General features: G+C 69.7%; 16 protein-coding genes. 8 read left to right on the forward strand and 8 right to left on the reverse strand.

Annotated elements, in window-relative coordinates:
• Window positions 1–26: 26 nt before the first annotated feature.
• A complete protein-coding gene (locus tag ACMGFG_RS17140; protein WP_436931541.1) occupies window positions 27–1,274 on the reverse strand; it encodes an outer membrane protein assembly factor BamB family protein in 1,248 nt (415 codons plus the stop codon).
• 141 nt (window positions 1,275–1,415) lie between these two features.
• Here ACMGFG_RS17140 and ACMGFG_RS17145 point away from each other — a divergent pair, with 141 nt between their 5' ends.
• Window positions 1,416–2,915 carry an outer membrane protein assembly factor BamB family protein gene (locus ACMGFG_RS17145; protein WP_436931542.1) on the forward strand — a complete coding sequence of 500 codons (1,500 nt, stop codon included), beginning with the start codon at window positions 1,416–1,418 and terminating at the stop codon, window positions 2,913–2,915.
• Between the two features lie 104 nt (window positions 2,916–3,019).
• On the opposite strand, the gene mutS is transcribed toward ACMGFG_RS17145, so the two are convergent.
• On the reverse strand, window positions 3,020–5,767 hold the full coding sequence (mutS, locus tag ACMGFG_RS17150; protein WP_436931543.1) for a DNA mismatch repair protein MutS: 2,748 nt from the start codon (window positions 5,765–5,767) through the stop codon (window positions 3,020–3,022).
• Window positions 5,768–5,849: 82 nt separating this feature from the next.
• Window positions 5,850–6,689, reverse strand: coding sequence for a sugar phosphate isomerase/epimerase family protein (locus tag ACMGFG_RS17155; RefSeq protein ID WP_436931544.1), 840 nt, complete (start codon window positions 6,687–6,689; stop codon window positions 5,850–5,852).
• Between the two features lie 115 nt (window positions 6,690–6,804).
• On the opposite strand from ACMGFG_RS17155, the gene ACMGFG_RS17160 reads away from it, so the two are divergent.
• Window positions 6,805–7,143 (forward strand): nucleotidyltransferase domain-containing protein, encoded by a 339-nt coding sequence (locus tag ACMGFG_RS17160; RefSeq protein ID WP_436931545.1) that lies wholly within the window; start codon window positions 6,805–6,807, stop codon window positions 7,141–7,143.
• 66 nt (window positions 7,144–7,209) lie between these two features.
• Here the strand turns inward: ACMGFG_RS17160 and ACMGFG_RS17165 are convergent, their stop codons facing one another.
• A complete protein-coding gene (locus ACMGFG_RS17165) occupies window positions 7,210–8,289 on the reverse strand; it encodes a Gfo/Idh/MocA family protein (RefSeq protein ID WP_436931546.1) in 1,080 nt (359 codons plus the stop codon).
• 183 nt (window positions 8,290–8,472) lie between these two features.
• Here ACMGFG_RS17165 and ACMGFG_RS17170 point away from each other — a divergent pair, with 183 nt between their 5' ends.
• From ACMGFG_RS17170 to ACMGFG_RS17180, 3 genes are all read left to right on the forward strand, one after another.
• On the forward strand, window positions 8,473–10,245 hold the full coding sequence (locus tag ACMGFG_RS17170; RefSeq protein ID WP_436931547.1) for a glycosyltransferase family 39 protein: 1,773 nt from the start codon (window positions 8,473–8,475) through the stop codon (window positions 10,243–10,245).
• A 107-nt stretch (window positions 10,246–10,352) separates the two neighbouring features.
• Window positions 10,353–11,423, forward strand: coding sequence for an NAD(P)/FAD-dependent oxidoreductase (locus ACMGFG_RS17175; RefSeq protein WP_436931548.1), 1,071 nt, complete (start codon window positions 10,353–10,355; stop codon window positions 11,421–11,423).
• A 209-nt stretch (window positions 11,424–11,632) separates the two neighbouring features.
• On the forward strand, window positions 11,633–11,884 hold the full coding sequence (locus tag ACMGFG_RS17180) for a hypothetical protein (protein ID WP_436931549.1): 252 nt from the start codon (window positions 11,633–11,635) through the stop codon (window positions 11,882–11,884).
• Between the two features lie 34 nt (window positions 11,885–11,918).
• Here the strand turns inward: ACMGFG_RS17180 and ACMGFG_RS17185 are convergent, their stop codons facing one another.
• Window positions 11,919–12,128, reverse strand: coding sequence for a hypothetical protein (locus ACMGFG_RS17185; RefSeq protein WP_436931550.1), 210 nt, complete (start codon window positions 12,126–12,128; stop codon window positions 11,919–11,921).
• Window positions 12,129–12,389: 261 nt separating this feature from the next.
• Between ACMGFG_RS17185 and ACMGFG_RS17190 the strand changes: the two genes are divergently transcribed.
• Together ACMGFG_RS17190 and ACMGFG_RS17195 are read left to right on the forward strand one after the other, a co-directional pair.
• The gene (locus tag ACMGFG_RS17190; protein WP_436931551.1) at window positions 12,390–13,343 is read left to right on the forward strand and encodes a hypothetical protein; all 954 of its coding nucleotides are present in this window, start codon (window positions 12,390–12,392) and stop codon (window positions 13,341–13,343) included.
• Window positions 13,343–14,077 carry a hypothetical protein gene (locus ACMGFG_RS17195; protein WP_436931552.1) on the forward strand — a complete coding sequence of 245 codons (735 nt, stop codon included), beginning with the start codon at window positions 13,343–13,345 and terminating at the stop codon, window positions 14,075–14,077. Before ACMGFG_RS17190 ends, ACMGFG_RS17195 begins: the two co-directional genes overlap by 1 nt.
• Window positions 14,078–14,148: 71 nt before the next feature.
• On the opposite strand, the gene otsB is transcribed toward ACMGFG_RS17195, so the two are convergent.
• The 3 genes from otsB to ACMGFG_RS17210 all read right to left on the reverse strand — a co-directional run bounded on the left by otsB (window position 14,149) and on the right by ACMGFG_RS17210 (window position 17,947).
• Window positions 14,149–14,967, reverse strand: coding sequence for a trehalose-phosphatase (otsB, locus tag ACMGFG_RS17200; protein ID WP_436931553.1), 819 nt, complete (start codon window positions 14,965–14,967; stop codon window positions 14,149–14,151).
• Window positions 14,954–16,540 carry an alpha,alpha-trehalose-phosphate synthase (UDP-forming) gene (locus tag ACMGFG_RS17205; RefSeq protein ID WP_436931554.1) on the reverse strand — a complete coding sequence of 529 codons (1,587 nt, stop codon included), beginning with the start codon at window positions 16,538–16,540 and terminating at the stop codon, window positions 14,954–14,956. Before ACMGFG_RS17205 ends, otsB begins: the two co-directional genes overlap by 14 nt.
• A gap of 105 nt (window positions 16,541–16,645) precedes the next feature.
• Window positions 16,646–17,947 (reverse strand): M48 family metallopeptidase, encoded by a 1,302-nt coding sequence (locus ACMGFG_RS17210; protein ID WP_436931555.1) that lies wholly within the window; start codon window positions 17,945–17,947, stop codon window positions 16,646–16,648.
• A 213-nt stretch (window positions 17,948–18,160) separates the two neighbouring features.
• Between ACMGFG_RS17210 and katG the strand changes: the two genes are divergently transcribed.
• The gene (gene katG, locus ACMGFG_RS17215) at window positions 18,161–20,320 is read left to right on the forward strand and encodes a catalase/peroxidase HPI (RefSeq protein WP_436931556.1); all 2,160 of its coding nucleotides are present in this window, start codon (window positions 18,161–18,163) and stop codon (window positions 20,318–20,320) included.
• Window positions 20,321–20,340 lie beyond the last annotated feature (20 nt).

The following is a 20,340-nucleotide window of genomic DNA, read 5'->3' on the forward strand; positions in this document are numbered from 1 at the left end:
GGTCAGTGGCGTCGGTGCGGGACCCGCTACCGGGCGACCGCGTAGCAGTCGCCGCCGCTCGTGAAGGTGAAGACGGTGTCGCCGGCGACGGCGGGCGCGCCGGGGGAGCCGCCGAAGACCATGTCGCCGCCCTTCACCCGGTCGCGAAACTGGCGGCGCCACCGCGGGGCGTCGTCCGCGCGAGCGACGGCGAGCAGTCCGTCGCCGTGACCGACGTAGACCGTGTCGTCGGTCACCGCCAGTTCCCCGAAGTCGCGGTCGCCGTAGTGGTCCGTCGCGGTCTCGACGCTCGCACCGACCTCGGCGGGCGAGCGGCGCCACCGCTCGCGCCCGTCGGCCGCCCGGCGCGCGACGAGGTCGACCCCCGAGCAGTAGACGGTCCCGTCGGCGATCGCCGCGGAGAACGCCGTCTCCGCCGGCGCGGTGGCTTCCCACTGAGGGTCGCCGGTCGCCGCGTCCAGTGCGGTGAACGTCTCCGGCCCGGTCTGGGCGTACACGGTCCCGTTCGCGACGGTGGGCGGTCCGCGGGGTTCCTCCGAGGTCGGCCGGTGCCACAGGCTCGACCCCTCGTGGTCGAGTTTTCGAACGCCCGTCTCCTGCACGACGTAGACGCCCCCGTCGTCGACGGCGACACGCCCGGTCTCCGCGTCGAGGCGGGCCTCCCACTCGACGCCCCCGGCGGCGAGGTCGACGGCCGTGACGCCGGGGGCCACGGGGCCGCCGGAGAGGTAGACGGTCCCGTCGCGGACCGTCGGGCGGCTCCATCCCCCCGGCACGTCGGTCGTCTCCCACAGTTCCGTTCCGTCGGCGGCGTCGTAGGCGACCGCGCCGACCTCGTCTTCGACCGTCCCCTCGAACAGTTCGCCCACGACGACGACGCCGTCGCTCACGACCGGCCCCGTCGGGAACGTCGCGTCCGGACGGCGGTCCCACCGGTAGCTCCCGTCGGCCCGGTCGAGTGCGTAGATCCCGTCCCCGCTCGGGACGAACACCGAGTCCGCCGAGAGCACGACTGCGGAGCTGATGTCCGGCGGGTCGACGGTGCTCACCCACCGATCCGCGCCGGACTCGTCGGACGCAGTCCCCGAGACGTAGCCGGTGTGGCCGGCCGTCCGCTGGTGCATCGGGACGGATCCGTCGCCGCCGGCCTCGGAACTGACCTCGTTTCGCGCCAGTTCCGACGACCCGCCGAGGCGCCGCAGTCGACCACACCCCGCGGTGAGCGCGGCGCCGGCCGCCCCGAGCGAGTGCAACAGCGCGCGTCGCCTGGTCACGGCGCCATCGTCGAACGGCCCGTACAAAAGCTCCGCGTCCGACGTGCCCCGGATCCGCGGCGACGAGTCGCGACTCCCGACCGTTCAGCGGTCGTTTGACCCTCCAGAAGGCCCTTTCCGGTACCAGCGATAGTTCCGACCATGCCCACCCGACGCCGAACGCTCGCACTCGCCGGCGGCGTCCTCGCCTCACTGACCGGCTGTCTCGGCGAGGGCGATACCGGAAGCGGGACGGAGCCGTCGCCGACCGATGCGAGCCCGACGGAAGGACGGCTGCCGACTGTAACGAGCGACGCCGCCCCGACACCCTCGCCGTCCGCGACGCCCACCCCGGGGCCGGACGGCACGCCCACGGTCGCCGGGACCGACGAACCGCGGAAGACGGCCGACCCGGCCACGCCGTCGCCGCCCGCGACCGTCACCCGGGTCTCGGGCGACCTCCCCGAGTGGACCGCCGCCCGCTGGGTCGACACCGACTACGCCGACGTGCTCGCGCTCGACGCGGGCGAAGACCGTCTCTACGTCACACTGGGGTCGGACGGCGGCGGCCGCTCGGCCGTCGCCGCGCTGTCGCCGGGCCGAACGCAGTTCGACTGGCTGCAGTCGTTCGCGGGCGAGGCCGAGGCGGGCTCACACCACGAGCCGACCGACGCCACCGACACCTGGGGTGTGACCGTCGGCGACGGGACCGTCTACAGCGTCCACGGCCGCGGTGATTCCTACGAGTGGACGGCGCTGCACGCCCTCGACGCGGGGACCGGCACCGAACGTTGGTCGTTCAGGCGCGAGCGCCGCCTCGGCGTCGCCGGCTTGCTGGACGGCGCCGTCGTCGTCCGCGCCACGGAGTTCTTCGAGCCCGAGCACACCCACGACACGCCCGAGGAGCCGCTCGAGACGACGATCCACGCCGTCGACACCGACAGCGGCGACTCGCGGTGGTCGGCGTCGCTTGCGGATGCGACCGCCTTCACAGTCGGTGACGATACGGTCTACGCAGCCAGCGGCCGGACGCTGTCGGCGTACGGCCCCGACGGCGACCGGCGATGGCGCCGCGAGCTCTCCGGTACCGTCCGGCTGGCGACCGTCCTCGGCGACACCGTCGTCTGCTCGGTCGGCGAGAGCGACGACGGCAGTTCGCTCGTCGGCCTCTCGACGGGCGGCGAGACGCTGTGGACCCGCTCGCTGTCGGCGCGGTGGTTCGTCCCGACCGATGACCGGGTCTACGTCGGGGACGACTCGGTCGCCGCTATCGCCGCCGACGGGACCGTCGCCTGGCGCGAGCGGGCCTACGCCCACGACCCGCTGCTCTCCGCGGACGGGAATCGTCTGTACACCCGGACCAACGTGCAGATGAACGCGGTCGACGCCTACGACCTCCCCGGCGGCGACCGGCCGTTCCGGTTCGTCACTCCCTCGAACAACGGCTGGCCGGTCGCCGCCACGGCGGAGACGCTCGTCGCCGAGGCGATCACGCCCGAGAAGGCCGAGTTCACCAGCCTGTTCGCCGTCGACGCGGCAACCGGCGAGCCGCGTGCCGTCTACCGGCCGAGTGACTCGGTGTTCACCGTCACGGGGTTCGACGGGACGGTCTACGCCGGGTTCGGGGACGGTCGCCTGGGCGTCTTCGAGGCCGCCGAGTGAGTTCGACCGCTCGGCGACGCCTCATACGGATTATTGCAAGCGTTTACCGGGTCGACCGCACGACTGCGTGCGGTCGATCCCGGAATGACTTGCAATAATCCGTATCACTCCTCGTCGAGTTCCGCCTGCCAGTCCTGCACTTTCGCCATCAGCTCGACCGGCGGCGTCTCGTTCACGTCCAGGTCACGCAACTCGTCCAGCACGTCCTCGACCTCGGGGTCGAGCGCCGACCCCGCGTCGGCGGACTCGCCGACCGCGTGACTCCCGTCGGTGGCGAGTTGTTCGCCGTCGGTCGCCGACTCCGCGGCGGGCGTCGACCCGCCGTCGCCCGGTACTCCGTCGCCGCCACCGCCGGTTTTGAACTGCCCGCTGCTCAGGTCGAAGACGGCCTGGGTGGTGCCCGAGCCCGAGTCGCTCCCGCGAACCTCGATGGCCTCCTCCTCGCGGAGCCGGTCGAGCACCGCCCGCGAGCGGTCGACGACGGGGTCGGGCACGCCCGCCAGGTCGGCGACGTGGATCCCGTAGGAGCGGTCGGTCGGCCCGTCCTCGACGGTCCGCAGGAAGGTCACGTCCCCGTCGCGCTCCTCGGCGGCGACGTGGACGTTCTGGACGCTGGGTAGCTCCTCCCCGAGCACCGTCAGTTCGTGGTAGTGGGTGGCAAAGAGCGTCTTCGCCGCGACGTTGTTGACGATGTACTCGCTGGCGGCCCACGCGATGGAGATGCCGTCGTACGTCGCGGTCCCGCGGCCCACCTCGTCTAAGATTACGAGCGAGTCGTCGGTCGCCGAGTGGAGGATGTTCGACAGCTCCTGCATCTCGACCATGAAGGTAGAGCGGCCCTGCGCGAGCTCGTCCAGCGCGCCGACGCGCGTGTAGATGCCGTCGACCAGCCCCACCCGCGCCGAACGGGCGGGCACGAAGCTCCCCACCTGCGCGAGCAGGGTTATCAGCGCCGCCTGGCGCATGTAGGTCGACTTCCCGCTCATGTTCGGCCCCGTCACGATCAGGAACTGCCGGTCGTCGTCCATCCGCAGGTCGTTCGGGACGAACTGCGTCGTCTGCTCGACGACGGGGTGGCGGCCCTGCTCGACGACCAGTTCCCGCCCGTCGGACAGTTCGGGCCGCGTCCAGTCGTTGCGGACGGCGTGGGCGGCCAGGCTCGCCAGCGCGTCGCACTCCGCCAGCGCACGCCCGGTCTCCTGGAGGACCTCGGCGCGGGCCGCGACGCGGTCCCGGAGGCGTTCGAATATCTGCCGTTCGAGTTCGTGACGGCGCTCCTCCAGCCGGAGGATCTCCCGTTCCTTCTCCGCGAGCTCGTCGATGACGTACCGCTCGGAGTTCTTGAGCGTCTTTATCTGCTCGTACTCCTCGGGCACCGCGTCGGTCTCGCTCTTGCCGACCTGGATGTAGTAGCCGTCGGTCTTGTTGCGGTCGACCGAGAGGTGCGTGATGCCCGTCCGTTCCTTCTCCCGTTCGGGCAGGCGCTCGATCCAGTCGAGCGCGGCCTCGTGGTCGTCGATGATCTCGTCGAGTTCGGGGTCGAACCCCCGCCGGATCAGCCCGCCCTGGGTCACCGTCCCGGGCGGGTCCTCGACGAGCGCCTCGTCGAGGTCGGCGGCGAGTTCCGCCGCCGCTTCCCTGTCCGGGCGGTCGAGCACCGCGGCCAGCGGCGAGTCGGCGAGCCGTTCGCTGTCGGCGACCAGATCCCCGACCGCGGAGAGCAGCGCGAGCGTCTCCTGGGTCGCCCGGAGGTCCCGGGCGTCGGCGCTGCCCGACGCGGCCTTCGACGCCAGCCGTTCGAGGTCGTAGGCGTCGCCGAGCGTCTCCCGAAGCTGGTCGCGGGCCATCGCGGCCTCCGCGAGCGCCGCCACCGCGGACTGGCGGCGGGCGAGTTCCTCGCGCGAGCGCCGCGGGCGCTGGAGCCACTCCCGGAGCAGTCGCCCGCCGGCGCTTGTGACCGTGTGGTCGACCGTGTCGAACAGCGACCCCTCGCGGTCGCCCTGCATCGTCTCGGTGAGTTCGAGGTTGCGCTGGGTCGTCGCGTCAAGGTCGACGTAGGCCGACTCGTCGAACGACTGCAGGCGCGTCATCGACGCCAGCACGCCCGCGCCCGTCTCGTCGACGTAGGAGATGATAGCGCCCGCGGCCCGGACCGCGGCCTCCGCGTCGGCGATGCCGACGCTCTCCAGCGTCTCGTCGCCGAACTGCTCGCGGACGCGATGCCGGGCGCGGCCCGGCGCGAACGCCTCGGTGGTGTGCAAGGAGAGGGAGGCGTCGGTGCGCTCGCGGATCTCGTCCAGAAAGTCGTCGTCCGAGCGGACATCGGGGCCGGGCAGCACCTCCGCGGGGTCGAACTTGTACAGCTCCGTCAGGGCCGCGCTCGTCGCGTCGGCGCCAGACTGCTCGGTGACGAGGAACTGCCCGGTCGTCACGTCGGCGACTGCGATGCCGTAGGTGGCGTCGCCGTCGCTGGTTTCGTCGCGGACGACCGCCGCGAGGTACTGCGCGTCGTCGTCGCTCGTCTCGAGGTGGGTGCCCGGCGTGACGACCCGCGTGATCTCGCGGGCGTGGCCGTCCTCGGTCTCGTACTGGTCGGCGACGGCCACCCGGTAGCCGCGTTCGACCAGCGCCGAGAGGTAGGGAGTCAGGTCGTCCAGCGGCACGCCCGCCATCGGGTACGACGAACCGTGCGAGGACTTCTGCGAGACCTTGAGATCGAGTTCGTCCGCGACGGTCTCGGCGTCCTCGGCGAAGAATTCGTAGAAGTCGCCGCACTGCATCGCCAGCAAGTCGGCGTCGGTCCCCTCCTTCAGCGAGAGGAACTCCCCGACGATACCCGTCGCCTCGGTCATACAGGGAGGTGTGTCCGAACCGGGGTAAAAGGCTACGGGTCCGGAGCGGAAGTGAACGCGTCCGGCGGGACTCCCGCTGACCCTACTCGTACTCGACGCCCACCTCGTCCAGTTCGTCTTTCAGGGCCTCGGCGGCCGCCTCGAACCCCTCGGGGCCGCTGTAGCCGTAGGCCGACCCCGCGAACGCCAGGTGCGGTTCCAGCGACAGCGGGCCGTCGAAGCCCCTGTCTCGGAGCGCCGCCACGGTCTCGCCGATGCGGCCGTCGCCCTCGCCGGCGGGGCGGATCTCGCCGCGCTCGCCGAACTCGGCGTCCTTGACGTGGACCTGGTCGACGTACTCGACGACCTGCAGGAGCGCGTCGGGGTACGGGCGGGCCCCGATCTCCAGGTAGTTCGCGGGGTCGAAGACCGCCCGCAGGTGCGGCGAGTCGACGGTCGTCAGCAGGTCGCGCATCCGCCCGGGCGTGTCGCCGTAGATGTCCTTCTCGTTCTCCAGGGCGAGCGTCACGCCCGCCGACTCGGCCTTCTCGACCGCCGCGCGGGTCCGCCGGAGCACTTCCTCGCGGTGATCGGCCGGGTCGTCGCCGTCGGGGATGTAGTAGGAGAACACCCGCACGCGGTCGGTCTCGAAGCGGTTCGCCAGTTCCAGCGCCCGCTCCAGTCGCTCCAGGTGGGGGTCGAAGTCGTCCTCGATGCCGATCTTCCCGATCGGCGAGCCGATGGAGGTGACCGAGAACCCGCGGTCGTCCAGCGTGGCTTCGAGGTCGTCCAGCCGGTCCTCGGAGAGGTCGAGCGCGTTTTCGTTCCAGACGCCCCGGAGGTCGAGGTGGCTGATGTCGAGCGATTCGAGCGTCGACAGTTGTTCGTCGAGGTCGTCGGCGATCTCGTCGGCGAACCCGCTGATCGGGAGTGGATCGGCCATGCCTCGCCGGTCGGCGCGCGGGGTGGAGTGTCTTGCGCCCGCGGAGAGGGGTGCCAGTAGTGCGACCGCTCGGTCTCGACTGGAATTTAAATACGGTTGCGCCCAAACGGCCGATATGGCCGAATCGACGCTTCCGCACCGTGACGCCGTCGACGTTTTCACCGAGCGGGTCGAGGACGGCGATTTCGATCCGGTCCGACGGCTCTATCTCTTCGGGAGCGTCGCGCGCGGCGGCCACCGTGCCGACTCCGACGTGGACGTGCTGGCGGTCCTCGACGACGACGCCGACGTCTCGGCGGTCGAGGAGCGTCTGCGGGACGTTGCCTACGACGTGATGCTCGACCGGGACGTTCCCTTCAGCGTCCATGCGGTGACCGAACCGACGCTGGCTGACCGGTCCGACCACCCGTTCTTCCGCAGGGTACTCGACGAGGGGACACCGGTCTATGGCTGACGAGCGATACGTCGAGGAGGAGTTCACGAAGGCACGGAAGCGCTCGACACCACCACCGCGGGCTGATCAGGAATCGACCCGCACCGGCTCGCCCCGCTCGGCGGATTCGTAGATGGCCTCGATGATCTCGACGGCTTTCCGGGCCTCGCCCGCGTCGAGCATGTACGGCTCGCCGCTGCGCCGCGCGTCGAGGAAGTCCTCGATGTTGCGCCGGTGGTTGGCGTAGTCGATGCTCATCGGGTCGGCCGCGCCGCCGCCCGACTCCGTCTCGCCGAACTCCGCGCGGACCTCGCTGTCCTCCTCGCGCTCCTCGCGGAACTGCCAGGTGACGAGTTCGTCCTCCATGATCTCGGCGGTCCCGTCGCGGCCGGCGACCTGGAGCCGCTTCAGCGACCCGGGGTACATCGAGGTCGCACCGAGGATCTGTCCGAGCGTGCCGTCGCGGTAGCGGAGGACGGCCACCGCCGAGTCCTCGACCTCCATGATGTCGTCGCCGTGGGCGCGCCGGTCGGTGTAGGCGAACACCTCTTCGACTGGATTTCCGTCGGCGTCCCCGCCGGCACCCGCCGCGCTGGCGATCCACTGGATCGCGTCGACCCCGTGGATCGACTGGTTCATCAGCGCGCCGCCGCCGTCCAGGTCCTGGGTCCCCTGCCAGGCGCCGTCGTAGTAGTCGTCGTCGCGCCACCACGGGACGTAGGCGTTGGCGACCGAGAGGCCGCCGAACCGCCCCGCCGCGGCGGCCGCCCGCAACTGGCGGACGACGGGGTTGTACCGCTGGTTGAAGATGCCGCCCAGCCGGATCCCCGCCGCGTCGGCGGCGGCGACCATCTCGTCGATGCGGTCGGTGGTGATCTCGAGGGGTTTCTCGCAGAGCACGTCGACGCCCCGCTCGGCGGCCGCGAGCGCGGGTTCGAGGTGGGCGCCGCTGGGCGTGCAGATCGAGAGGACGTCGACGCCCTCGGCGTCGAGCATCGCCCCGGTGTCGGCGTACCAGGTACAGCCGTACTCGTCGGCGAACTCGCGGCCCCGCTGCTCGGTCCGGCAGGATCCCGCAACGAGTTCGGCCCCGTCGATGTCGGCGACCGATTCGGCGTGCATCGACGCGACGGCGCCGATCCCGGCGATCGCGATGCGGTCTGTCATGTCCCGGGGTTCTCGACGCCCCGGGAAAAAACCATCCGAGCGGGCGAACCGTTCCTCGAACGCGCAGCGACGGGCGGGGAACGAGGTCGTCCGTTCGCGCCCGGGACCCGGTGGTAGCCGCCGACTACCGGAGCGAAGGCGGGTCGTTTTTACCCCTCGGCCCGGTCGAATCGGGACGAACGAATGGTCCTCGAACCGCTCCGGCGGGCGAAGCGCCAGGTCGTCGACGACCTGCGCGCCGACCCGTACCTCCCCTACATCCTGCTGGCCGCCCTCCTGCTGTCGTCGTTCTGGATCTGGCACCGGCTGCCGAACTTCGCGACGCGGGACGAGCGCTGGCGCGTGGTCGACCCCGTCGAGGTGCTGGCGACCGTCCTCGACGACCCGCGACTCGGGTCGGTCTCCGAGGGCGTCGGCTACTGGCGGACCTACGGCTCGGCGATGTACCTCTCGGCGCTCGCGCTGATCCCGGTGCTGGTCGTCGCCCTCGCGACGGACGCGCTGCCGGCGTTCGCGGACATGGGTCGCCACCTCGACGTGGGCTACTGGACCCACTGGCTGCGGACGCCCGCGTGGATCTGGACCTGGAGCGTCCTGCTCGCCCGGCTGGCCAACGTCGCGATGGCCGTCGGCTGCGTCTACGTCGTCTACCGCATCGGGACGACGCTCCGGGACCGCGCGACCGGCCGGCTGGCCGCCGCCCTGCTGACGGTCACCTGGGCCGTCCTCATCCTCGCCCACGAGGCCGGCGAGGACATCCCCTCCCTCTTTTTCCTGCTGCTGTCGCTGTACTACGCGGTCCGCTACGTCGAGACGGGCGTCGACCGGGTGTTCTACTGGGGGGCGCTGGCCGGCGGCGTCTCCATCGCGTTCAAGCTCTCCGGCGGCGTGAGCGCGATCCTGCTCGGCGTCGCGCACCTCCAGCGGGCCCGCCGCTCCGAGGACGGACTCGTCGGCGGCGCCGTCCGGCCGAAGTTCCTCGCGACAGGGATGCTGATCGGGATCGGGACCATCGCCGCGGGCTACCCGAGCGTCGTCTTCGGCGCGCCCGCGGAGTTCGGCGCCCGGCTCGCCCGCTCGTTCGGCGCGAAGTCCGAGCCCCACGGCTGGCTGGTCCAGCCGAGCTGGTGGTGGATCCTCCGCAGCTACCTCCACGCCGTCGGCCTCCCGCTGGCCGTGGGCCTCGCCGGCGGCGCGCTCGCGGCCCTGGCCCGGGCCCGGGAGGACTCGCTGACCGCCGACGGGCTGCGGCTGGCGCTGGTCGGCGCCGGCGTCTACCTGGCGGTGTACTCCTCGTGGCGCTACGTCCGCACCCATCACCTCCTGCCGGTGGTCGCGCTGCTGGTCGTCGTCCTCGCGGTCGGGCTCGGTCGCCTGCGCGACCGCCGCCCCGCCGTCGGCCGGGCGGTCGTCGCCCTCCTGCTCGTCACCAGCGCGGTCTACGCCGGCGCCGGGACGCTCGCCTACGCCTCACAGCCCCGCGACCAGGCCGTCGACTACCTGCGGAGCGAGGCCGGCCCCGACGACACCATCGAGACCTACACCTACGACCCCCAGGACGCCGCCGTCCCCCACAGCGACCGCGTCGAGGCCCGCTTCGGCGTCAGCCCCGAGACCTTCCAGTTCCGCTGTCCCGCCTTCGTCGTCCTCAACTACCACAAGTCGATCCTCTATCTCGCGCCCGACAGCTGGGGCAAGCGCGCGGAGAGCCTCTCGAACGACGCGGTGGCGGACCACGTCCGGACCCTCCTCGCCGAGGACACCTACCCCTACGAGATCGCCGGCGAGTACGGCCGGGAGCCGCGGTTCCTCGACGGGAAGGGGCGCGCGCCGATGTCCCAGCGGCTCCTCCGGGTCGGCATCCGCCCGCGGACGATGCAGTACGGCGACCCACAGGACATGGGTGTCGACCAGTACACCGTCGTCCTCCGCCGGACCGGCCCCTGCGAGGGGTGACGCCCACGGTCACTCGTCGACGACTGCTACGCGCCGCCGCTCCGGCGAGTGTGCGCGATCGCCGGGATAGCGGGGTTTAAACGGGCTCGTTCGCTAGCGGCGGGTACATGAGCGACAGCGAGTACGACGTGGTCGTGGTCGGCGGCGGCCCCGCGGGGCTGACGGCCGCGCTCTACGCGACGCGGCTGGGGCTGGACACCGCCCTGGTCGACCGCGGCGGCGGCCGCGCCGCGATGATGCAGGACACCCACAACGTCATCGGCGTCACCGAGGAGACCAGCGGCGTCGAGTTCCTCGAGACCGCCAAGGAGCAGGTCGAATCCTACGGCGCCGACGTCCACCGGGACTTCGTCGAGGCCGCTGAGCGGGTCGACGACGGGTCGTTCGCTCTCGAGGGCGAGGACGGGGAGTACACCGCTAGCAACGTCGTCCTGGCGACGGGCTTCTCGGACGTGCGGCCGGACCCGCCCCTGCCGCCGACGGGCCGCGGGCTCCACTACTGCCTGCACTGCGACGCCTACATGTTCGTCGACGAGCCCGTCTACGTGATGGGCACCGGCGACTCGGCCGCCTACGTCGCGATGATCATGCTGAATTTCACCGACGACGTGGACGTGCTGCTGCGGGGCGACGACCCCGAGTGGAGCGACGACACCGCGACCATGCTGGAGAACCATCCCGTCGACGTGGTCGAGGCGGAGATCACCGCTTCCAATCGCGACGACGACGGCTGGCTCGAATCGTTCGAGTTCGCGGACGGGACCGTCCGGGAGTACCGCGGCGGCTTCCCGATGCTCGGCTCGGAGTACAACACCGACCTCCACGAGTCGCTGGGCTGCGAGATCAACGACGACGGTACCGTCGCCGTCGACGACCACGGCCGCACCAGCGTCGACGGCGTCTACGCGGTCGGCGACGTGACCCCCGGCCACAACCAGATCCCAGTCGCGATGGGCCAGGGCGCCAAGGCCGGTATCGCCATCCACATGGACGAACGCGCGTTCCCCCGGTCGACCGAAGCCATCGACGACCTCGGCCCGGTCTCCTCGGGCGACGTGCCCGCGGTTTCCGAGGAACTCCTGGCGACGGCTATCGCCCACGAGGGCCACGCCGGCGGGCCGCGGGTCGAGGCTGGCGAGGAGAGCGAGAGCGGCGAACAGCCCGCGGACGACGACTGACGGAAAGCGGCGGTCGGCGCACCGTGCCGCCGATCCGTCCCCGGTCCGCGGCCGCCCGGAAGCCGGCGTCTCGACCCAAAGCTTGAATTGTGTCGTCGAGAGTGAAGTCCCTAACATGGAACAGTCCGTGTTCGCATTCGTGGAACGGTCCGTGGCCGCGGTCGGGGTCGGCAGTCGCGAGTCGGCGACCGGCCCCCGGGTCGGACGGGGTGAGTGAGGTGCCGGCGAAGACCGGCGCGTCCCACGCGTTCGCCGCGTTCGCGAGCCTGCTGGCGGGGTCCGTCCTCTCGGAGTACGTCACTGAGACGCTCCCGCCGCTGGCGTCGGTGGGCGAGACGGTGTCGGCGCTGCTCGTCGCGGCCACCGGCGTCGCGCTCCCGCGACCGCTGTCGGGGTCGCTCGTCGTCGTGCTCGCCCTGTCGTTCGTCTGGGGCGCGGTCTATCACTATGCTCGGCACTGACAGGCCGGCGGTGCCCGACCGGCGCGCGCCGGTATCAGGAGTCGGCGTCGATCCCGTAGACGTGGTCGACGCCGAGGTAGACGAACCACACCATCCAGACAGTGAAGATGACCAGCCAGGCGCCGTACTGGACGTAGGGGTGGGGGACGAGGACGTAGGCGACGACGAGCAGGGCGACGGCGCTGACGGCCGCGGCCACGTTGTACCGCGTCGGCGCCAGTACGTCCGCGAGCAACTCGCGCATCGGGTACCGTGTTCGTGACGGCTCCACATTACTCTTGGCAGCTAGGTGGAGTTTCCTATCCGACCGTGACTACTGGCTCGTGACCACGGATTCTGCTGCGACCGCGGATTGCACGAACCCGTTCAGACCCTCCGGTCGGAATCCCGCTCAGACGAGTCGAAGGGGCTAAAACCGAGTAACTCACGTGTATCGCTGGTCCCTCCAGGGTTCACCAAAGCACTTATTCGCGAAGCACCTAAGACGGCCTATAGGAAGGCGATTATGAGCAAGTACGAAATCGAACCCCTAACTCATCTCCTCGAGTACCTGTTTGATGAGATAGAGGAGGGTGAGAAGCTATCTTATATTGACGTGCAGAAAATATTCTTTCTCACCAGAGAGAAACTGGACGACGATAACCGGATCGTCGACCTGCTACCCGTTTACTGGTACGTTCACGGCCCGATGAGCAAGGCTGTCTCCCACGCTCTCTTCGATGCCAAAGAAAAAGGAGTGATCGCCGGGACAGCGACGTACTCCCGAGGTGCTGCCGGTGGCGTCGGTCAGAGCTACGTTCAGGGAGAGCAGGATGCCCCTGAAGTGGAATACGACGCAGACCTCCGTGCTGCCGAGTCGACTATCTCGACCGTCCTTGAGGAGTACTACGAATCGGACGACAGTCTCTCCGAGCGGCTGGAAGATCAGGTGTACAGCACCCACGCGCCGTTCGAATTCCAGACCTACTACAAGTTCGAGGTGCAGCCTTCTATCACTCGGTTTGCGAGGAATCCGACACCTTTGACGGAACCGCCGAGTGAGATAGCCTTCAGGCTCGCACGGGCCGAAGGCAAGTTCCCGTCCGACCCCGGCTTCGAAGAGTGTCGACGGGCGTTCTCGCGGTTCGTGTCGCTCTCCGAGACGTATCTAGATTCCGTCGACGAGTCGGAGAAGCCGCTGGCGGAGGACTTCGTCGAATTAGCAGATCTGGCCTGGGAGGTCTTCGCGAGAAATCTGCGCGTCCACTATCACGACGACTCCTACGAGGATAACAGACCGGATTGGGAACGGAAGTTCCGCGAAGGGCTGGAGGACTTCGACCTTCAGCTCCGCCGGTTTGAAAACGAGATGAAACAAAAGGACATTGCCGAACCAAACAGAGACACGGGTTCGGATCCCGTTGGTGTAGATTCTGCCTGGGGTCGCGTCGCCTCCTCACTGCTCGAAGACACCGACTAATGTCTGCGGAACGACCTGCTGCCGATACCGATTTCGTCGAGACGAACGTGATCCTCGCAAAGACGTTGGAGTGGGACGACCTCTCGGTCCCCGTCAGCGAGTATCTGGCCGATAGGGGGTCTAGCCAGTCTCTCGTGACCAGCGCAAGAGTGTTCGAGGAGGCGAGACGAGTCGTCGAAAAGCAGCGGAAACGAATCCGAGAAGTCGCGGAAAAGATCCACGAGGACTTCGATCCGGGATACTTCGACACGATCGACGACGTTCTAAAATTCGTCGACCGCGAGTTCCTCGACAGGTGGGACAAGTTGGACCCGATCAAGCGATATATCGAGTACTACGACTCCGGATTCCTCGGACTGACCGACGCGGATTCGGAATCAAATCTCCGTATGTTGTACGAGGACATACGAGATGATTTCGACGATGCTCTGGACCTGATCGAAGACATCGAGACCGGTGCTGCGTCCCGGGTGAACGTATCGAACATCACCGATGCTCCCGAGGGGTATCTCGGACTGTCCGAGTACGAATTGGAGTACCAACATCTGGATGCGTTCCTGGACGATTACGACCGAAATATTCTCCTGGACGCGTTCTGGTACACGAACGAAACGTCGACCTCCCCACTCGTTTTCGTCTCCTTCGATTCGGATATCTACTCTAACGACGGCAGAATCGAGGAGCAGCTATCAACGCTCGAAGTTTACGATACGACTGTGTATCTCGGTGCGTAGTGGCGACCCCCCGTCCAGGACTTTGCGGCAGATAAAAGACCGCCGGAACAAGCTCCAGTAGCTCTCTCGACTCACTCGCACTGCGCCTCGGCGACCAGGTCCAGCAACTCGCCCACGTCGCGCTGTGACCCGAGCCGAAAGTCCGCGGCGGTCTCGCGCTCGCCCACGAGGACCCCGACCCCGTCGAGGGACCCGCGGTCGCCGTCCAGCGCCCGGAAGGCGTCCTCGTCGGTCACGTCGTCGCCGACGTAGAGGGGGAGCCAGCCGTCGGGCGCCGCCTCGGCCAGCTGTCGGACGGCCCGACCCTTGTCCCAGTCGACCGCGGGGCGGATCTCGCGGATGGCCTTCCCGTCGCGGATCTCGAAGGCGGGGCCGCCGGCGGCCATCGCCTCCTCGACAGTCGTTCTGACCGTGCGCTCCACCTCGGGGATCCGGTCGTCGGGCACGTCCCGGACGTGGACCGTCGCAGTGAGGTCCTTGTCCTCGATCCCGACGCCGGGGACGTGCGCGAGGCGGTCGCAGAGACGCTCGCAGACCCGCGCGACGGCGTCGGCGCTCCGGCGGGCGTCGGGCGCGACCGACCGCTCGCCGTCGACCCGGCGTTCGAGACCGTGGTTGCCGGCGTAGGCGATCCCGTCGATCCCGACGCGGTCGCGCAGGTCGGCGAGTTCGCGGCCGCTGACGACCGCGACGCGGACGGACTCGCACTCGCGGAGGGCGCGGACGCGCTCGGCCAGCTTCGGAGCCATCCGGGCGGCGTCGGGGTCGTCGACGATGGGGGCGAGTACCCCGTCGAAGTCGAGGCAGCAGACGACCCCGGGGGCGGCGGCGAGTCGGTCGGCGACGGTCCCGCGGGCGAGCCACAGCGGCGTGGCGTCAGTGGTCTGCACGGGTCGGAATACCTCCGTCGGGTCGCGCGACGCGGGCGACCGCCCCGAGCACGTCGCGGAGCCACGAGTCGAGGTCCCCGTCCTCGACGCCGTCGGCCAGGGCGTTCGCGCGGCGGCGCCGCTGGCGGTCGGGCATCGAGAGGGCGTCGTCGAGCGCGGCGGCGAACCCCTCGGTGTCGTGCGGGCGCACGGAGACGGCCCACTCGCCGAGTTCGTCGTGGACGCCGGCCTGGTCGCTGAGGACGAGCACGCCCGGATCGTCGCTCCCCGCGGCGACGTACTCCTGGGCGACGAGGTTCATCCCGTCGCGGACGGGGCTGACGACCGCCAGGTCGGCCTCGCGGTAGAGTCCGGCGAGCCCCTCGTTGGAGATCATCTCCGTCGTGTAGACGATGGGCCGCCAGTCGTCGGTCGCGAAGCGGTCGTTGACCCGCTCGACGGCCGCCTCGACGCGGTCCTGGTAGTCCGCGTAGGCCGGGATGGCCGACCGGCTCTCGGTGCCGACCTGGACGAAGGTGAACTCCCCGCGGTAGTCGGGCTGTTCCGCGAACAGGCGCTCGATGGCGTCGAGGCGCTCGACGATCCCCTTGGTGTAGTCGAGGCGGTCGACGCCGACACCGAGGCGGGTGTCGCGGTCGATGCCCCTGTTCTTCCGGAAGGCGGCGCGGAACCCCGTGGCTTCCGTGCTGTCGGCCTGCTCGCGGATGCGGTCGACGGGGACGCCCATCGGCGCGGCCCTGACGGCGGTCGTCCGGCCGCGGTAGTCGACGGTGCCGGCGTCGAAATCGACGGCTGTCCCGTCGAGTCCCCGACCGGCGCTCCGCAGGAAGTTCTCGCAGTACCGGGAGACGTGGAAGACGAGCAGGTCGTTGCCGAGCAGGCCGTCGAGGATGGCCTCGCAGTTTGGGCAGGCCCGGAACGTGTCCCAGCTGGGCCACGGGATGTGCCAGGTGTGGGCGAGCGTGGGGCCCGCGTCGCGGCCGGTCCCGTCACGGGCGATGTCGTCGCCGTCGCCCCCGCTCCCGGTCCGCTCGCGGACCTGCCGGGGCGCGAGCGCGAGGTGGTAGTCGTGGAGCCAGACGAGGGGGTCGCCGTCGGCGGCGGCGTCGGCCATCGCGTCGGCGAACTGGTCGTTGACCCGGCGGTAGTCCCCCCAGGCGTCGCCGCAGCTCTCGACGGTGCCCAGCGCGGCGTGACACAGCGGCCACAGCACCCGATTGGCCATCCCGTAGTAGTAGCCCTCGACCTCGTCGTCGTCGAGCCACAGCCGGCGGAGCGTGTACGTGTCGGTGTCGCTGCCGGGCGGCACGGTCACGGTGTCGTCGCCGTCGACGACGGCCGCGTCGGCCTCGCCGTCCCCCCAGGCGATCCAGGTGCCGTCGACCCGCCGCATGACCTCGTCGAGGCCGGCGGTCAGCCCCCCGGCCGGGCGGTCGACCGTCACCTCGCCGCCCTCGTAGTCGTGTCTGTACGGCTGTCGGTTCGAGGCGACGACGAGGTCGTCGCCGGTCGCCGCCAGGAGTCGGTCGAGGTCGGCCTCGACGCGGTCCGCACGCAGGTGTGTCCTCGCCATATCAGCTACCCGCTCTTGCCCCGCCAGGGGGGTATGGCCGCGGCTTGCACCTGCGGGCGTCACCCGGATCGTCACGCGTCCGAAAATCGAGGGGTTGACCGGGGTCTATCCCGTCGACGCGTCGGGAGCGTCGCCGTCACCCGCAGCGGACCCTCCGGCCCGCCGACGGATCTCCCGGACCCGCTCGGGGATCGGCGGGTGGGTGTAGTGGAACGTCTCGTAGAGGGGATGGGGGAAGGGGTTCGAGAGGTTCTCGCTGGCGAGGCGAGTGAGCGCGTCGACCATCGGCTCGCCGTCGCCCATCACCTCGACTGCGAAGGCGTCGGCCTCCCGCTCGTGGGCCAGCGAGAGCCTGTTCTCGATGGGGCTGGTGAGCCGCGTGAGCGGCTGGAGCACGAGCCCGGCCAGCAGCAGGCCGGCGTAGAGCGGCTTGCCGGCACCCGTCGCCAGCCCGAACATCTCGTAGAGCCAGGGGCCGGTCACGAGCTGGTAGGCGACGAACAGGACGATCCCCATCTGCACCGCCGAGGCGCCGACGCGCTTCCAGATGTGGGCCTTCTTCCAGTGGGCGAGCTCGTGGGCGAGCACGCCCTGGAGTTCCTCGGTCTCCATCTGCTCGACCAGCGTGTCGAACAGGACGACGCGCTTGGTCGCGCCGAAGCCGACGAAGTAGGCGTTGGAGTGGCCGCTGCGTCGGCTGGCGTCCATCACGTAGATCTGCGAGCACTCGAAGCCCGCGCGGTCGAACACCTCGGTGACGGCGTCGTGGAGCTCCCCCTCCTCGACGGGCTCGAAGTCGTTGAACAGCGGCGCGATCACCCGCGGGTAGATCACCATCATCGCCAGCGAGAAGGCCACGAACAGCGCCCAGGCGCCGATCCACCACAGCCCCGGGAACGCCGCGACGACCCACATGACCGCCGCCCCGATGACGGCGGTGAAGGCGAGCGCGACCGCGAGGCCGACGAGCTTGTCGCGGACCCAGAGTGTCGGCGACGCCTCGTTGAACCCGAAGATCTCCTCGACGACGAAGGTGTCGAAGCAGTCGAAGGGCAGCGAGGAGACCTGGAGGACGACCACGGCGCCGAGGAAGAAGACGACGCCGGAGGGAACAGTACTGAAGCCGAGCGACTCGACGGCGGCGACGGCGTCGGCCAGCAGCCCGGAGTACAGCACCAGCAGGACCAGCCCGAGACCGACCCACGACTCCAGCTGGGCGGCCCCGGTCGTCGCGCGCTGGTAGCCGAGCAGTTCGTCGGTGTCGTCGACGTCGAGGCGGTCGTCGAACCACTCGGCCTCCCGGGAGATCGCCGCGGCGCCGTGGCGGACGTTCAGCGCCGCGAGCCAGGTGAAAAACGCCTCCGTTCCGACCAGCAGGGCGAGGAAGGCGACGTGAAACGCGAGCATACCGGCCGATACGGGAGGAGTCCATTAAATCCCCTCGTCCGTCGCCTCGCCGATCCGGCGGTAGGGCTGCCGTCGTCGCGGGGTCGCGGGATCCGACCGTCCGGCGTCGCGACGGGGCGACCGCCTCGGTGGACCGACTCAGGGGGACCTTACCGGGTTGTTCCTATCCAAAGGTAACCTTATGCAGCAACAGCCCCGCTAGAGAGATGACTAATGAGCAAGAACGAGCCCAAGCCACAGACACGGAAGAAGAACCGTGACTGGTGGCCGAACTCGCTGGACCTGAGTGCCCTCGACCAGAACGCGCGCGACCCCGGACCCTACGACGACGACTTCGACTACGCGGAGGCGTTCCAGGAACTCGACCTCGACGAGGTCAAATCCGACATCGAGGAGGTCATCACGACCTCCCAGGACTGGTGGCCGGCCGACTACGGCCACTACGGACCGTTCATGATCCGCATGGCGTGGCACAGCGCCGGCACGTACCGCGCGTACGACGGTCGCGGCGGCGCGGCCGGGGGACAGCAGCGGTTCGCCCCGGTCAACAGCTGGCCCGACAACGCGAACCTCGACAAGGCGCGGCGACTGCTCCAGCCGGTCAAGCAGAAGTACGGCCGCAACCTCTCGTGGGCCGACCTGATCATCCTGGCGGGCAACGTCGCCATCGAGTCGATGGGGTTCAAGACGTTCGGCTTCGGCGGCGGCCGCGAGGACGACTTCGAACCGGACGAGTCCGTCGACTGGGGCCCCGAACAGGAGTGGGAGGCCGACGACCGCTTCGAGGAGCCCGGCGAGATCCAGGAGGGGCTCGGCGCCTCCGTCATGGGGCTCATCTACGTGAACCCCGAGGGCCCGAAGGGCCAGCCCGACCCGATGGCCTCCGCGAAGAACATCCGCCAGACGTTCTCCCGGATGGCGATGGACGACAGGCAGACGGCGGCGCTGATCGCCGGCGGCCACACCTTCGGGAAGGTCCACGGCGCCGACGACCCCGAGGAGAACCACGGACCGGAGCCGGAGGCGGCGCCCATCGAGAACATGGGCCTCGGCTGGCAGACCGACGGCACGAAGGGCGGCGAGATGATCACGAGCGGTATCGAGGGCCCGTGGACCCAGGACCCGACCTGGTGGGACATGGGTTACGTCGACAACCTCCTCGACTACGAGTGGGAACCCGAGAAGGGTCCCGGCGGCGCCTGGCAGTGGACGCCCAAAGAGGGCGAGGACGTCGAGTCGGCGCCGGACGCCTCGGACCCCGACGAGGAGGTCACCCCCATGATGCTCACGACGGACATCGCGCTGAAGCGCGACCCCGACTACCGCGAGATCATGGAGGAGTTCCAGGAGAGCCCGATGGAGTTCGGGATGGCCTTCGCGAAGGCCTGGTACAAGCTGACCCACCGTGACATGGGGCCGCCCGAGCGCCTGCTCGGCCCGGAGGTGCCCGACGAGACGATGATCTGGCAGGACCCGCTGCCCGACCGGGAGTACGACCTGGTCGACGACGAGCAGGCCGCCGACCTCAAGGCGCAGATCCTCGACAGCGACCTCTCGCGGTCACAGCTGGTCAAGACCGCGTGGGCCTCGGCGTCGACCTACCGCGACAGCGACAAACGCGGCGGCGCCAACGGCGCGCGGGTCCGCCTCGAACCCCAGCGTAGCTGGGAGGTCAACGAGCCGGCCCAGCTCGAGACGGCGCTTTCGACCTACGAGTCGATCCAGGCCGAGTTCAACGACCGAGACGACGACACGCGCGTCTCGCTCGCGGACCTCATCGTGCTGGGCGGGAACGCGGCCGTCGAGGAGGCCGCCGCCGACGCCGGCTACGACGTGACGGTGCCGTTCGAGCCCGGCCGCGTGGACGCGACGGCCGAACAGACCGACGAGGACTCCTTCGAGGCGCTCAAGCCGAAGGCCGACGGGTTCCGCAACTACGTCGCGGACGACGTCGAGCGGCCGGCCGAGGAACTGCTGGTCGACAGGGCGGACCTGCTCGACCTGAGCGCCGAGGAGATGACGGCGCTGGTCGGCGGAATGCGCGCGCTGGGCGCGACCTACCAGGACTCCGACCTGGGCGTGTTCACCGACCGGCCGGGCACGCTGACCAACGACTTCTTCGTCAACCTGCTCGACATGGGCTACGAGTGGGAGCCCGCCGACGGCGCCGACCAGGTCTACGAGGGCTACGACCGCGACACGGGCGAGCTGGAGTGGAAGGGGACCCGCTTCGACCTCGTCTTCGGGTCGAACTCCCGCCTGCGCGCCATCGCGGAGGTGTACGGCTCCGAGGACGGCGAGGAGGAACTCGTCTCCGACTTCGTCGACGCCTGGAGCACGGTCATGCGGGCCGACCGCTTCGACCTGGAGTAGTCGCCCCGACCGCTTCGACC

It is taken from the genome of Halosimplex halobium, assembly GCF_051414055.1.
Classification (GTDB): Archaea; Halobacteriota; Halobacteria; order Halobacteriales; family Haloarculaceae; genus Halosimplex; species Halosimplex halobium.